The sequence below is a fragment of the Streptomyces sp. NPDC127177 genome (assembly GCF_042672475.1).
Classification (GTDB): Bacteria; Actinomycetota; Actinomycetes; order Streptomycetales; family Streptomycetaceae; genus Streptomyces.
This window is the reverse complement of record NZ_JBHXUW010000026.1, coordinates 1-14114: the sequence shown is the minus strand read 5'-3', so window position 1 is coordinate 14114 and position 14114 is coordinate 1. Positions and strand designations below refer to the sequence as shown.

At 69.4% G+C, this 14114-nt stretch carries 15 protein-coding genes and 1 tRNA gene; 6 read left to right on the top strand and 10 right to left on the bottom strand.

What is annotated here, in order from left to right; genetic code table 11:
- Window positions 1-23: 23 nt before the first annotated feature.
- The gene (gene pknB, locus ACFVJX_RS17785; protein WP_384122653.1) at window positions 24-2000 is read left to right on the top strand and encodes a Stk1 family PASTA domain-containing Ser/Thr kinase; all 1977 of its coding nucleotides are present in this window, start codon (window positions 24-26) and stop codon (window positions 1998-2000) included.
- 92 nt (window positions 2001-2092) lie between these two features.
- Here pknB and ACFVJX_RS17780 read toward each other — a convergent pair whose 3' ends face one another.
- The 6 genes from ACFVJX_RS17780 to ACFVJX_RS17755 form a co-directional block, all read right to left on the bottom strand.
- Window positions 2093-2821 carry a class E sortase gene (locus ACFVJX_RS17780; protein ID WP_384122651.1) on the bottom strand — a complete coding sequence of 243 codons (729 nt, stop codon included), beginning with the start codon at window positions 2819-2821 and terminating at the stop codon, window positions 2093-2095.
- Between the two features lie 34 nt (window positions 2822-2855).
- Window positions 2856-4220, bottom strand: a complete 1365-nt coding sequence (locus ACFVJX_RS17775; protein ID WP_384122649.1) for a class E sortase — start codon at window positions 4218-4220, stop codon at window positions 2856-2858.
- A complete protein-coding gene (locus ACFVJX_RS17770; protein ID WP_384122648.1) occupies window positions 4217-4855 on the bottom strand; it encodes an aminodeoxychorismate/anthranilate synthase component II in 639 nt (212 codons plus the stop codon). Before ACFVJX_RS17770 ends, ACFVJX_RS17775 begins: the two co-directional genes overlap by 4 nt.
- Entirely contained in the window at window positions 4852-5034 is a 183-nt protein-coding gene (locus tag ACFVJX_RS17765) for a hypothetical protein (protein ID WP_384122646.1), read from the bottom strand. The genes ACFVJX_RS17770 and ACFVJX_RS17765 overlap by 4 nt, the downstream gene beginning before the upstream one ends.
- 132 nt (window positions 5035-5166) lie before the next feature.
- Complete coding sequence (locus ACFVJX_RS17760; RefSeq protein WP_384122644.1) at window positions 5167-5889, bottom strand: class E sortase; 723 nt, start codon at window positions 5887-5889, stop codon at window positions 5167-5169.
- 25 nt (window positions 5890-5914) lie between these two features.
- On the bottom strand, window positions 5915-6682 hold the full coding sequence (locus tag ACFVJX_RS17755) for a DUF881 domain-containing protein (protein WP_384122642.1): 768 nt from the start codon (window positions 6680-6682) through the stop codon (window positions 5915-5917).
- 143 nt (window positions 6683-6825) lie between these two features.
- On the opposite strand from ACFVJX_RS17755, the gene crgA reads away from it, so the two are divergent.
- Window positions 6826-7080, top strand: a complete 255-nt coding sequence (gene crgA / locus ACFVJX_RS17750) for a cell division protein CrgA (RefSeq protein WP_384122640.1) — start codon at window positions 6826-6828, stop codon at window positions 7078-7080.
- Between the two features lie 299 nt (window positions 7081-7379).
- On the opposite strand, the gene ACFVJX_RS17745 is transcribed toward crgA, so the two are convergent.
- Window positions 7380-8279 (bottom strand): rhomboid family intramembrane serine protease, encoded by a 900-nt coding sequence (locus tag ACFVJX_RS17745; protein ID WP_384122638.1) that lies wholly within the window; start codon window positions 8277-8279, stop codon window positions 7380-7382.
- Window positions 8280-8435: 156 nt separating this feature from the next.
- On the bottom strand, window positions 8436-8963 hold the full coding sequence (locus tag ACFVJX_RS17740; RefSeq protein ID WP_384122636.1) for a peptidylprolyl isomerase: 528 nt from the start codon (window positions 8961-8963) through the stop codon (window positions 8436-8438).
- A gap of 371 nt (window positions 8964-9334) precedes the next feature.
- On the opposite strand from ACFVJX_RS17740, the gene ACFVJX_RS17735 reads away from it, so the two are divergent.
- On the top strand, window positions 9335-10066 hold the full coding sequence (locus ACFVJX_RS17735; RefSeq protein ID WP_384122634.1) for a DUF5324 family protein: 732 nt from the start codon (window positions 9335-9337) through the stop codon (window positions 10064-10066).
- A 126-nt stretch (window positions 10067-10192) separates the two neighbouring features.
- Here ACFVJX_RS17735 and ACFVJX_RS17730 read toward each other — a convergent pair whose 3' ends face one another.
- Window positions 10193-11344 carry a serine hydrolase domain-containing protein gene (locus ACFVJX_RS17730; RefSeq protein WP_384122632.1) on the bottom strand — a complete coding sequence of 384 codons (1152 nt, stop codon included), beginning with the start codon at window positions 11342-11344 and terminating at the stop codon, window positions 10193-10195.
- A 56-nt stretch (window positions 11345-11400) separates the two neighbouring features.
- Between ACFVJX_RS17730 and ACFVJX_RS17725 the strand changes: the two genes are divergently transcribed.
- The gene (locus ACFVJX_RS17725; protein ID WP_384122630.1) at window positions 11401-11769 is read left to right on the top strand and encodes a MerR family transcriptional regulator; all 369 of its coding nucleotides are present in this window, start codon (window positions 11401-11403) and stop codon (window positions 11767-11769) included.
- A gap of 55 nt (window positions 11770-11824) precedes the next feature.
- Here ACFVJX_RS17725 and ACFVJX_RS17720 read toward each other — a convergent pair.
- Window positions 11825-11897, bottom strand: a tRNA-Ala gene (locus tag ACFVJX_RS17720).
- A 168-nt stretch (window positions 11898-12065) separates the two neighbouring features.
- Between ACFVJX_RS17720 and ACFVJX_RS17715 the strand changes: the two genes are divergently transcribed.
- Window positions 12066-12614, top strand: a complete 549-nt coding sequence (locus tag ACFVJX_RS17715; RefSeq protein ID WP_384122628.1) for a helix-turn-helix domain-containing protein — start codon at window positions 12066-12068, stop codon at window positions 12612-12614.
- A gap of 89 nt (window positions 12615-12703) precedes the next feature.
- A complete protein-coding gene (locus tag ACFVJX_RS17710) occupies window positions 12704-14065 on the top strand; it encodes a protein kinase (protein WP_384122626.1) in 1362 nt (453 codons plus the stop codon).
- Window positions 14066-14114 lie beyond the last annotated feature (49 nt).

Sequence of the window (14114 nt, the reverse complement as noted above, 5' to 3'; positions counted from 1 at the left end):
TGACGGAGAGGGCTGGAACAGTTATGGAAGAGCCGCGTCGCCTCGGCGGCCGGTACGAGCTGGGCTCGGTGCTCGGCCGTGGTGGCATGGCCGAGGTATACCTCGCCCACGACACCCGGCTCGGCCGCACCGTAGCTGTGAAGACGCTCCGGGCGGACCTCGCCCGCGACCCGTCCTTCCAGGCCCGGTTCCGCCGTGAGGCCCAGTCCGCCGCCTCGCTCAACCATCCGGCGATCGTCGCGGTGTACGACACCGGCGAGGACTACGTCGACGGGGTCTCCATCCCGTACATCGTCATGGAGTACGTCGACGGGTCGACGCTCAGGGAACTGCTCCACTCCGGTCGCAGACTGCTGCCCGAGCGCACCCTCGAAATGACCGTCGGGATCCTCCAGGCGCTGGAGTACTCGCACCGCGCCCAGATCGTCCACCGCGACATCAAGCCGGCGAACGTCATGCTGACGCGCACCGGCCAGGTCAAGGTCATGGACTTCGGCATCGCCCGCGCCATGGGCGACTCCGGCATGACGATGACCCAGACCGCGGCCGTCATCGGCACCGCCCAGTACCTCTCCCCGGAGCAGGCCAAGGGCGAGCAGGTCGACGCGAGATCGGACCTGTATTCGACCGGTTGCCTGCTCTACGAGCTGCTGACGGTCCGGCCCCCGTTCATCGGTGACTCACCCGTCGCGGTGGCCTACCAGCACGTACGGGAAGAGCCCCAGCCGCCCAGCAACTTCGACCCCGAGATCACGCCCGAGATGGACGCGATCGTGCTGAAGGCCCTCACCAAGGACCCCGACTACCGCTACCAGTCGGCCGACGAGATGCGCGCCGACATCGAGGCCTGCCTCGACGGCCAGCCGGTCGCCGCCACCGCGGCGATGGGCGCGGCCGGCTACGGCGGATACGACGGCTACGGAAACGACCAGCCCACCGCCGCCCTGCGGGCAGCCGACCAGAACGGCGCCCAGACGTCGATGCTGCCCCCGGTCAACCCGGACGACGGCGGCTACGGCTACGACGACCGGCCCGACCGGCGCCGTCAGAAGAAGAGCAACACCTCGACGATCCTGCTGGTCGTGGCAGGCATCCTGGTGCTGATCGGGGCCGTACTGATCGGCAAGTCGGTCTTCGGCGGCGGCAACGACGACAACAGCGCGTTCCAGGTGCCCAACATGGTCGGCTCCACCTTCGAGGACGCACAGAGACTCGCCGACAACACCGACATCCTCCTCAAGGCCGGTCCCAAGGAAGAGTGCAAGGAGCAGCCCAAGAACAAGATCTGCCGCCAGACCCCGACGCCGAAGGAGGAGATGAAGGCGGGCGAGACCGTCACGGTCTTCGTCTCCACCGGTGCGCCGAAGATCGATGTCCCGGACGTCACGGAGAAGTCCGAGGACAACGCGCGCAAGATCCTTGAGGACAAGGGCTTCACGGTCTCGGTCAACTCGGTCGAGTCCGCCGACGCGACACCGGGCACCGTCCTGGAGCAGTCCCCGAAGGGCAACTCCAAGGCCGAGGAGAACTCCGAGGTCAAGCTCTCGGTCGCGACGGAGAAGCTGATCACGCTGCCTCCGTTGGAGGGCCGCTCGTACGACGATGCGATGGCCCAGCTGACAGCACTCGGGTTCAGCAACATCGCCAGGACCGATGTCGACAACTCGGACAAACCGGCCAACGAGGTGGTCAGCCAGGCACCGGAGGCCAACAAGAAGGTCGGCAAGGACACCGCGATCATCCTGAAGGTGTCCAAGGGCCCGCCGGAGCCGGAGAAGGTCACCATCCCGGGTGATCTCCTCAACAAGTCCTACCAGGACGCGAAGGCGCAGCTGGAGGGCATGGGGCTGGCGGTCACGCTCGGCCCGGGTTCGGCCGACAAGCCGGACGCCAAGGTGATCATGAGCAACCCGACGCCCAACACCGAGGTGGACAAGGGCAGCACGGTCACCCTGAACACCATCGAGAACGGTGGCGGCGGGATCTTCGGCGACCACTGACGGACCCGCCCGCCGGAGACGGCACACGGCAGCAGAGGGCCCCGGCACCGCAAGGTGACCGGGGCCCTCCGCCGTCCGTCAGAAACCGTTCGTCAGCGAAGCTCCGCCGGCTTCGTACGGTCGCGGTCGACCTTCTCCGTCCGGACCAGCTCGCCCCACACGACGTAGCGGTACTTCGAGGTGAAGACGGGTGTGCACGTCGTCAGCGTGATGTAGCGGCCGGCCTTCTTCTTGCCCGAGCCCTTCGGGATCGCCTGGAGCACGTCGACGTTGTACTTCGACGTCTCGGGCAGCTCCTTGAAGACCTTGTAGACGTACCAGGTGTCCTTGGTCTCGAAGACGACCGCGTCCCCGGTCCGCACCTTGTCGATGTTGTGGAACTTCGCCCCGTGCCCGTCCCGGTGCGCGGCCAGGGTGAAGTTGCCTTCATCGGCCGAGGGGAGCGCCGACTTCACCGGGTCGGTGTAGTAGCCGGCGATGCCGTCGTTGAGGTTCTCCGTGTCGGTGCCCTTCTTGACGAGCACCTCGCCGTTCTTCATCGACGGGACGTGCAGGAAGCCGATGCCGTCCTTGGTGTCCAGCGCACCGGGGCCGCCGGCCCAGCGGTCGCGGACGGTGTGGCCCTGCTTGCTGGCCTCGCGGTCGGCGAGCACGTTCGTCCACCACAGGGAGTAGACGACGAACAGCCCGAGCACCAGGCCCGCGGTGATCAGGAGTTCGCCGAAGACGCTGACGGCGGTCGCGACGGGATGACGGGTCCGGGTCCGCACCGGGGGCGCGGACTCGTCGGTCTGCTCTTGGTCCTCGGTCCTCGCTGCCACCGCACCGTCCCTCTCGTGATGATGTCCAGCCCGTTCAGCCCACGAGCGCGTCCGGCTTCCCCTTGCTGCGCGGCCGTTCGTCGACCATCTTGCCCCAGACGATCAATCGGTACGTACTCGTGAATTCGGGCGTACACGTCGTCAGTGTGATGTAACGACCGGGCTTGGTGAAGCCCGACTGCGGCGGCACCGGACTGATCACCGACACGTTGGACGGAGAGGTCTGCGCGAGCGCGCTCGTCATCTCGTACGTGTAGTACGCGTCCTGTGTCTCGACCACGATCTGGTCGCCGGGTTCCAGCCGGTTGATGTAGCGGAACGGCTCGCCATGGGTGTTGCGGTGGCCGGCCAGCGCGAAGTTGCCCTGCTTGTCCGCCGGCATCGCCGTGCGCAGCGGCTCCTTGCCGTAGTGGCCGACCATGCCCTGGTCGAGGACCTTGTCCTTGCTGGTGCCCTCGGCGATGGGCGTGACCACGTCCAGTTTCGGGATGTGGATGATGGCGAAACCCTCACCGGCCTCGAAGGCGCCCGGGGCGTGTTTGCCGCTGGCCCAGCCGTCCTGGATCTTGTGTGTCTCGTTGCCGGCGATCTGCTCGGCGCGCACGTTGGTCCACCAGAGCTGGTACGTGACGAACAGCAGCATCAGGACGCCGAGCGAGATGAACAGCTCACCGACCACCCGGCTGACCACCACGGCCGGGCTGTCCTTGGCCGCCCGCGCCGCCCGTCTCGCCTCGACGCGCGACATCGGCTTCGCGGGAGCGCCCGCGCCGGTGGCCGAATCCGCCGCCGTGCCCGTCTGCGGGTCCGTACGCCTGCGGCCGCGGCCCTTGGCGGCACGACGGCGCTCGGCCCGGCCTCCGGTGCTCGGCGGGGCGTCGGCGGCGGCCGTCTCCGGGCCCGCACCGGCCCCTTCGGCTTCCACCGCGTCCGCGGCGGCCGCTCGGGCGGGGTCCGGTTGCGGCTCGTGCGCCGTCCGCGCGTGGGGGACTATTCGCGTGGTGTCCGGCGTCCGCAGTGCGACCGTCTCGTCCTGGGGCGGGGGCACTTCGGCCGGGGCCGCCCTTACCGGCTCCTGGTGGCCGTACCAGTCCCGTTCGTACCCCTCGGGGTCGTACCACTCGCGCGGAGTGCCCTGAGCCGCCTGAGGCCCGTGTGGCGCCTGCGTCGGGACCGTACCGGCTCCGGCCGGACCGGCCGCGCCGCTGTCGGAGTCCACCGGCCCCTGAGGGGCGTTCTCCGCGCGGGACCAGGACGCGGCGTGCTCCCCCGGCAACGGATCGTTGAGCGGGTCCACCAACTGGCCGACCGCCGCCTCGAACGCGCCCGCGGCCTCGTACGTTCCCCGGTCGTACGGGCCGTCCTGCCCGGCGTCGGGTTCGTGGCGGGGTGCGGTCACGCGACGGCCTTGCCCACCACCGGCGCGAGTCCCGCCGACCTCTCGACGGCGCCGGTGTCACCGCACTGCGCAAGCCAGTTGGCCAGCATCAGGTGCCCGTGCTCGGTGAGCACCGACTCCGGATGGAACTGGACCCCTTCGACCGCCAGCTCCCGGTGCCGCAGCCCCATGATGATGCCGTCGGCCGTGCGCGCGGTGACCTCGAGCTCCTCGGGGACCGTGTCCGGTTCGGCGGCGAGCGAGTGGTAGCGGGTCGCGGTGAAGGGGGAGGGCAGACCCGCGAACACGCCCTTGCCCCCGTGGGTCACCGGAGACGTCTTGCCGTGCAGCAACTCGGGTGCGCGGTCCACGACCCCGCCGTACGCCACCGCCATCGACTGCATGCCGAGGCAGACCCCGAAGACCGGGACGCCGGTCGCGGCGCAGTGCCGCACCATGTCGACGCAGACACCCGCGTGCTCGGGGGTACCGGGACCTGGCGAGAGCAGCACCCCGTCGAAGCCGTCCTGGGCGTGGGCCGTGGTCACCTCGTCGTTGCGCAGCACCTCGCACTCGGCGCCCAGTTGGTAGAGGTACTGCACGAGGTTGAAGACGAAGCTGTCGTAGTTGTCGACGACCAGGATGCGGGCGCTCATCGGCCGGCCCCCGTCGCGGCGGCGCCGTCGACCGTCACATCGCCGAACGGAAGCAGCGGCTCCGCCCACGGGAAGACGTACTGGAACAGCACATAGACAATCGCCAGGGCGAGCACGAGCGAGATGAACCCGCGCACCCACGCGTTGCCCGGCAGATGCCGCCAGATCCAGCCGTACATGCTGACCCCTTCATTCGGTACGGGACCAGACTAGAGCCTGTCCGGCGGATCAGGGCCGGAAAGGGCGCGGTGCCGGGTGCGGTGCATCGCGAGGCGCCGCACGGGCTCCGGGGGCCGGGACGGGGCCGTGGGTCAGCTGTGGAAAGCCGCCGGCCTTCCGTCGGTCACGGGCTGGGTCGCGTCCAGGTGCGCCCAGGCGATCAGCCGGTGGCTGCTGCCCCACTCCGGGTCGCAGGTGGTCAGCGTCAGATAGCGGCCGGGCCCGTCGAAACCCGACTTGCGCGGGACGGGGTCGATGACGCCGATATCGCTCGGCACGGTGCGGTAGGGCTTCTTGTCGATGCGGTACGTGAACCACGTCGTCCCATCGGTCAGCAGCACCGCGTCACCGGGGCGCAGCTCGGGGAAGTCCTTGAAGGGATCGCCGTACGTGCGGCGGTGGCCGGCCACCGCGAAGTTTCCGGTGGCTCCGGCGCGGGCGGTGCCGCGGTAGTGCCCCAGGCCCTTCTGCAAGGTCTTGACCTCGGTGTCCTCCAGGACGGGCCACTCCCAGCTCTTCCCGAAGCGGGGGATGTAGAGCATCGCGAACGGCTTGCCGTCGCGGTACGCCGGCGTGGCCGGGGCCTTCGCGCCGGATCCGGGCGACCCGGACGAGGCGGAAGCCGACGGCTCGGGTGCCGGTGCCGACACCGTCCCGCGCGCCCACTGTCGCTGCAGTGCGTCTATCTGTCCGTCGGTCGCACCGGCGGCCTTTATTCCGGTCCAGAACAGCACGTACACCACAAACAGAATGATCAGGGCACCGATCGTGATGCACAGTTCGCTGAACGTCCTGACGATCAGTCGCACCGACACCGGTCGGCCTCCCCGCAGCTGCTCGCTACTTCACCGGCTCCGCATAGTGGAGATCCACTGTGCCCGAGTACCCGGGAAGAGTCACCGCCCGGTGCTCGTCGACTTTCCAGCCGAGCCCGTACGCCTTCACGTACAGCAGGTAGTTCTGGATCGCCGGGGAGGCGTTGAGCGCCCGCTTGAGCTTGTCGGGGTCGCCGACCGCGGTGATCCGGTAGGGCGGTGAGTAGACCCGGCCCTGCAGGATCAGGGTGTTGCCCACGCAGCGCACCGCGCTGGTGGAGATCAGCCGCTGGTCCATGACCTTGATGCCACCGGCTCCGCCCTGCCACAGGGCGTTGACGACTGCCTGCAGGTCCTGCTGGTGAATGACCAGGTCATTGGGTTGCGGATCGGGGTAGCCGGGGTTCGCCGTGGCGTCCTGCGGGGCGTCGTCGAGGGTGACGGACACGGCCCGGCCGGAGAGCTTCGCGGTGCCGGCGGCCCGCTCCAGCGCCTTGAGCCGGGCATCCTCCGCCGTGGTGCTGCCGTCGTCACGCTGGGCGAGGGCGTCGATCTGCCGGCGTACGGATGCGGCGGACTCCTCCAGGCCGGCGTTCTTCTCGCTGCGCTGCTGGATGAGGTCGGAAAGCTTCAGCAGGGAGGAGTCGGAACGGATGTTGGTGCCCTTGGCCGTGTTCGCGCTGGTGACGAAAATCAGGCCGGCCAGGGCGAAAACGGCAGCCGTGAGCACTCTGACCGGGTACCGGAGGGTGCGCCGGACCGGGCCTGGGGGAGAGTCGGCAGAATTGCTCAACGTACCCTTATCTCCTTCGGCGCCACGGAAGCACTACGCTAACGGACGCCCGGGGGAGGCAGCGTTTCCCCCTCGCGCCACGCCCCGGCGTCAGCCAACAGTTCCCTGCGCGGTAACGCAGCGCATCGACAGGAGAGTTCCTCGTGCCGAAGTCACGTATCCGCAAGAAGGCCGATTTCACGCCCCCTCCGGCGAAGCAGGCAACGGCCATAAAGCTGACCAACCGCAGCTGGGTGGCGCCGGTCATGCTGGCGCTCTTCCTGATCGGTCTGGCCTGGATCGTCGTTTTCTATGTGACCGACGGCGATCTGCCGGTCAAGGCACTGGGGAACTGGAACATCGTCGTCGGCTTCGGCTTCATCGCCGGCGGCTTCGGCGTCTCCACCCAGTGGAAGTAGCTCCGCGGAGCCAGTAGGACCACAGCGGGCCCCCGTCCCGCAACCCTTGCCCTGAGTTACCCACAGCGTTATCCACAGGCGGGGGAAAAGGTCAGACGATCTGTGGATAACTCCTTGGCCGTTGACGCCGGTGTGACTGCAGCCGCCCCTCGCCGGGGCGGCACGCCCCTTGTCCCCGCTGGAAAAACCCAGCTCAGCGACAAGGGGCACAGTTGTACCCATTGAATACACAAGATCGGCTGCATGCTGTGGACAACTTCGATCACAAACGGTCCACATCTGCCTGACGGGGACAGCTCTCAGGTCAGCGAGGCTGTTCTGAGGGCCACGATCAGGACCACCACGACCAGGGTCACGGCGCAGGTGCCGTACTGCACCAGGTTCCGCCGCTCACGCGGGGCGTGCACCATGCCGATCGCGATCAGCGTGCCGGCGACCAGTCCGCCGACGTGTGCCTGCCAGGCGATCCCGCCCCAGGGGTTGAACGTGATGACCAGGTTGATCGCGAGGAGCGCGAAGACCGGGCGCATGTCGTAGTTGAGCCGGCGCATCAGGACCGCGGTGGCACCCAGCAGTCCGAAGATGGCGCCCGAGGCGCCCAGCGACGGCTGGTTCGGGGCGGCGAGCCAGTAGGTCAGGGCGCTGCCCGCCAGCCCGGAGAGCATGTAGAGCGCGATGTAGCGGGCGCGGCCGAGCGCCGCTTCCAGCGGGCCGCCCAGCCACCACAGCCCCAGCATGTTGAAGGCGATGTGCCACACCTCCTGGTGCAGGAACATCGACGTCACCAGCCGGTACCACTGGCCTTCCGCGATGCCCTCCGGCGGACCGCCGTAGTAGAAATTGGCCCGTCCCAGCAGCACCAGATCGTCCACCAGCGCGCTGTCGGCCAGCACCGCGACGAACACCGCGAGGTTGATCCCGAGCAGGATCTTGGTGATCAGCCGGGGGTCCGAAGCGATGGTGCCGCCCGCGAGCGTGCGCGGCCGGGCGGCCGCCGGGCTGTGCCCCGTACCGGATCCCCGGCGGACGCACTCCGGGCACTGGAAGCCGACCGAGGCGCTGACCATGCAGTCGGGGCAGATCGGGCGGTCGCAGCGGGTGCAGCGGATCGACGCCTCGCGGTCCGGGTGGCGGTAGCAGGTGACCGGACCGTCCACGGGTGCGGACGGGTTCTGCCCGCCCGGCGGCTGCTGGTCCATCGGTCCCATCACTTCCCGGTCCCCTCGGTCCTCGTCGTCGCGGCGGGGCACACGACGCCGCCCCGCACGCCCGTTCTTTCATCAAGTACGGACGGGCAGGGCAGTTGGTTCCCGGACGGGACGGTCAGAGAGTGAGCGGCCGGCGACGTTCGGCGATCAGCGCGTCTCGACGACGACCGATTCGATGACCACGTCCTGCAGCGGACGGTCGGTGCGCGCGTTGGTCTGGGCGGCCGCGATGGTGTCCACGACCTTCTGGCTCGCCGGGCCCACCACCTCGCCGAAGATGGTGTGCTTCCCGGTCAGCCAGGCCGTCGGCGACACCGTGACGAAGAACTGCGAACCGTTGGTGCCCGGCCCGGCGTTGGCCATGGCCAGCAGGTACGGCTTGGTGAAGGCGAGGTCGGGGTGGAACTCGTCACCGAACTCGTACCCCGGGCCGCCCGTGCCGTTGCCCAGCGGGTCGCCGCCCTGGATCATGAAGCCGCTGATGACGCGGTGGAAGACGGTGCCGTCGTACAGCCGGTCCTTGGACTTGTCCCCCGTCGCGGGGTGGGTCCACTCGCGCTCGCCGGTGGCGAGCTCGACGAAGTTCTTGACCGTCTTGGGCGCGTGGTTCGGCAGAAGCCGGATCTCGATGTCGCCCTGGTTGGTCTTCAAGGTGGCGTAAAGCTGCTCGGCCACGGTCTGCCTTCCTGAAAGTCTTCTCTGACGTTCACCGATCCTCCCACGGTCCACCCCCCGAGTCGTCCGGCCCGCCCGCGCCGCACGGACCGCTTATGACTCGCGGTCCGCCTCCCCCGCCCCGCCCGCGGGGCCGCCGCCGCTTCCGGCGGACCAAAATGCGGCCAAGTGCGTGACGAACCGGCGCGTGCCGGACCGAACCGTGGCATTGTCGACGACAGGCTCCCCTTGCACCTCATTGCCCAAGGGTGTCCTTCATGACCTGAATGACCCGGATGCCCGCCCCACGTGCCACACACGCCCCGTGTAGGCATGATCTCGAATTGGGTGGAAAGGCGGAGTACCAACCCGCCACCAAGGAGGAGGATCCCGTGACCCGCATCGACAGCGTGCGTGCCGCAACCGACTCGGCGAGGGACAGCGTGCAGCACGCCGCGGTAGTGGTGGCGCCCTACGCCGACACGGCCAAGGAACAGGCCGCTCACTACGCGCAGGAGGCCCGTACGCTGCTCGCACCGAAGGTGTCGAAGGCAGCCAAGCAGGCTCGCGTCCAGTACGGCACGCATCTCGCGCCACGTATCGAAGTTGCCCGTACCCATGTGCCCCCGAAGGTCGACGAGACCGCGCAGCGCGCCGCGCAGCGCACCCGTCAGGCCGCCCGAAGCGCGGCGGACTACACCGTCCCCCGCGTCGAGCAGGCGCTGGCCGCCGCCCAGCCGGTCGCCGAGCAGGCCACCGCACGCAGCACCGCGGCCCTGGCCGCTCTGCGCGGGCAGGTGACGGCCAAGGAGATCAGGAAGCTGACCCGCAAGCACGAGCGGCGGGCCAAGGCCGGCCGGGCGTTCAAGGGGCTGGCCGTCGCCGGCATCCTCGCGGGCGGCGCCTACGCCGTCTGGCGCTGGTGGGACAAGCAGGCCAACCCCGACTGGCTGGTCGAGCCGCCCGCCCCCACCGAGGTCGACGACCGCGCACCGCTGACCTCGGTCGACGGCACCGGCTCCGCGGTCCTCGACCCGGACGTCCAGGCCAAGCAGGCCGAGGCGGAGGCGGAGACGGACGGACCGGACGCCGTGGACGGCACCGACCCGGACAACCGCCCCTGACCGGCGGCACCAGTGCGGCGCACGGGCGCCGGAAGACCTTCGGGTACTTCCGGCGCCCGTTCGCCGTCCACCGGGCCGTTCACCGGGCTGCCGACCGGCCTGCGGCCTGCGAAAAGGGTGCGCCGGTCAGGAGAGGTTGCCGGTGCCGAGGGCCCGGTAGACCGCGGTGGTGTAGGCCGCCGCCCGCTGTGAGCCGAGGATGTCCGCCCCCATCCGGTTCATGACGTAGCTGATCGTCATCCGACGGTCGAGATCCATGATCGCCATCGAGCCGCCCCAGCCGCCCCAGAACGCGATGCGGCCGTCAGGGATCCAGGGCAGGGTGCGCGGGTCGGGCAGTGCGTATCCGATGCCCCATCGCAGGTGCAGTCCGTTGACGAGGTCCGTGCCGTTGGACTGCTCGGCGAAGACGAGTCCGATGGTGCCGGGGCTGAGGAGCTGCCCGCGGTCCGAGGCCCCCGCGCGGGCTAGCGGGGCGAGGATCTTCGCAACCGAGAGGGCGTTCCCGTGCCCGTTGGCCGCGCCCAGATCGGCTGCGCGCCAGGCCGCCGTGTTGGCCGCGTCGGCGCTGAACGAGGGGCCCGTGAAGGTCTTGTACGCGGCTGAGTCGTGACCGAGCGCGGTGGGATCGAAGTCCGGCGCCGGCGGGATGATGTCGGCCACCCGCCCGACGTCGGCGTCACGCAGCCCGATCCGGAAGTCGGCGCCCAGCGGCTGGGCGATGTTCTGGTCCACGAAGTCGCGCAGCGACAGGCCGGTCAGGCGGTGCACCAGCTCGCCGACCAGATGGCCGTAGTTGAGGACGTGATAGCCGGAAGCGGTGCCGGGCTCCCACCAGGGCCTCTGCGCGGCCATTCGGGCGGCCGCCGCGCGTACGTCGTAGAGGTCCTCGAGCCGCGCGGGTCGATCCAGACCGGACACACCCGAGGTGTGTGACAGCAGATGCCGTACCTCCAGGTGCTCCTTGCCGTTCGCGGCGAACTCCGGCCAGTAGCGGGCGACCGGTGAGTAGACGTCCAGTTCGCCGGCGTCGACGAGCAGCAGGGCGGCCAGGCTGGTCACGGTCTTCGTGATCGACCACACGTTGGTGACCGTGTCGCGCCGCCAGGGCTGTGTACGTGCCGCGTCGCGATGGCCGCCCCACAGGTCCACCACCCGTTGGCCGTCGACATCGACGACCAGCGACAGACCCACCTCGGCGCCACTGCGCAGCTGTGCCGCCACGACGTCGTGGACGGGCTCGAACGTCGATCCGACAGTTCCGTTCAGTTCGGTCATGTGGACATCGTCGAACCTTGACACATGCGTCAGGGTCAAGCGGTAGCGTACCGAATGTGCGTATTGGTGAGCTGGCCGCGCGGGCGGGTGCGTCCGCGCGGCAGGTGCGGTTCTACGAGGCGAAGGGTCTGATCACCTCGACCCGTGGGCCCAACAACTACCGCGACTACGGCGAAACGGCCCTGGGCCGCGTCCAGCAGATCCGCGAACTGCTGGAGGCCGGCCTGTCGACGCGGGCGATCCGCGGAATCCTGCCCTGCCTGGAATCGCCCCGCGATCCGATCGTCTTCGAGGGCGTCACGGCCGAGACGGTGGCAGCGCTCGAACACGAGCGTGACAGGCTGACCGGCCACATCGACGTCCTGACCCGCAACCGGGACGCGATCGCCGACTACCTCTCCGAACTCCGAGAGCGCGCCTCATAGACGCAGAAAAGTCCCCTGCCCCGCGTTTCCGCGGACCAAGGGACCCCTGGTGATGTGGAGCCTAGGAGATTCGAACTCCTGACATCTGCCTTGCAAAGGCAGCGCTCTACCAACTGAGCTAAGGCCCCGAAAGCGGGCAGCACCGGACGTACCGGCTTCCTGTCCACCGCCGCAGACCAGAGTACCGGGTGATCCCCCGAATCCTCCAAAAGATGGGGGCTCCCGGTCGACGACCACGCTCCGTAAGATGCTCGTCGAGGTTCGCAGCAGCGAAGCCGCAGCGAAGGGGAGACGCAATGGATGCAGCGCAGCAAGAGGCAACGGCCAGAGCCAGGGATCTTCAGCGCAGTTGGTACGGCGAGCCTTTGGGGGCGCTGTTCCGTCGGCTGATCGATGATCTCGGCCTGAACCAGGCCCGGCTCGCCGCAGTGCTCGGGCTGTCCGCCCCCATGCTCTCCCAGCTCATGAGCGGTCAGCGGGCGAAGATCGGCAACCCGGCGGTCGTGCAGCGCGTCCAGGCCCTCCAGGAACTCGCCAGCCAGGTGGCGGACGGAAGCGTCAGCGCGGGAGAGGCCACCGACCGCATGGAAGAGATCAAGAAGTCCCAGGGCGGCTCCGTGCTCACCGGAACCGGCCAGACCTCGACGACCGGCGGGGCGCCCACCGTGCGCCGTGTGGTCCGCGAGATCCAGTCGCTGCTGCGGTCCGTCGCCGCCGCCGGTGACATCATCGATGCCGCGGACTCCCTCGCCCCGACGCACCCGGAACTGGCAGAGTTCCTCAAGGTGTACGGGGCAGGACGCACCGCGGACGCGGTGGCGCACTACGAGGGACACCAGAGCTAGACCGGGCACGTCCCGGGCGGCAGCCGCAGGTATCCGGGCCCGGGCAGACGCACGGGCCGAGAGCAGGAGCGGGGAGCGAGCGCAGCGCAATGGGTGAGGTCTTCGCCGGTCGGTACGAACTGATCGATCCGATCGGACGTGGTGGGGTCGGTGCTGTCTGGCGTGCCTGGGACCACCGGCGCCGCCGCTATGTGGCAGCCAAGGTTCTCCAGCAGAGCGACGCACACACGTTGCTGCGCTTCGTCCGCGAGCAGGCGCTGCGGATCGAGCATCCGCACGTCCTCGCCCCGGCCAGCTGGGCCGCGGACGACGACAAGGTCCTGTTCACGATGGACCTCATCAGTGGCGGTTCGCTGGCCCATGTCATCGGTGACTACGGCCCGTTGCCCCCTCGCTTCGTCTGCACCCTGCTCGACCAGCTGCTGTCGGGGCTGTCGACGGTGCATGCCGAGGGCGTGGTGCACCGGGACATCAAGCCCGCCAACATCCTTATGGAGGCCACCGGAACGGGCCGGCCGCATCTGCGGCTCTCCGACTTCGGCATCTCCATGCGCAAGGGCGAGCCGCGCCTCACCGAGACGAACTACGTGGTGGGAACGCCGGGTTACTTCGCGCCCGAGCAGATGATGGGTGCGGAACCGGACTTCCCCGCGGACCTCTTCGCGGTCGGTCTCGTCGCCCTGTATCTGCTCCAGGGGCAGAAGCCCGACTCGAAGGCGCTCGTCGAGCACTTCACCTCGTACGGCACGCCCAGTGCCCCGCAGGGCGTTCCCGAGCCGCTCTGGCAGGTACTCGCAGGGCTGCTTCAGCCGGATCCCGAGGCCCGTTTCCGTTCCGCCACGGGCGCGCGCAAGGCGCTGACGGCAGCGGCCGAGATGCTGCCCGAGCCCGGCACCGAGGACGAGCCGGTGGAGGTGTTCGACCAGATCGGCCCCCTGCCCGCGGGCTTCGGACCGGCAGGGCCGCTGCCTGCCTCCCAGCAGACGGGCCGGCAGGACGTACAGCAGCCCCACGCGCAGCCCCCGGCCTCGATGTCGGAGACGGGCAGCTTCCATCTCCAGCCGCCCCCGCAGCAGCCCGCAGCCACGCCCCAGGCGGCGCAGCCGGGCACTCCCGCTCCTCAAACTCCCACGTATACGGCGTCACCCCCGCCTGCCGCCGCCCCGGACCTCTCACAGGCCCCGACGGCCGCGGTGCAGCACGAACAGGCTCTTACGCGTGCTTACACGGCTCAGCAGCCGCAGGTTCCGGGGGCGGGACCGGGAGCCTCCGGCACCGGGGTCGCGCCGCACTTCGACCAGCCGCCCGCGGCCCGGGTCACGCCGCCCCCGCACGCCGCGGCACACGCTCCGGGCAGGCGGCCGGGACCGTCCCCGAAGGTGGCGGTCCCGGTGCTGCTGCTGGCGCTCGTCTGCTTCGCCGTGGGGATCTGGGCCCTGACCCAGGCCTGAGGGGCCACTCCGCGAGCCGACGGCGTGGGGCCCGCACGGTGTTGTGCGC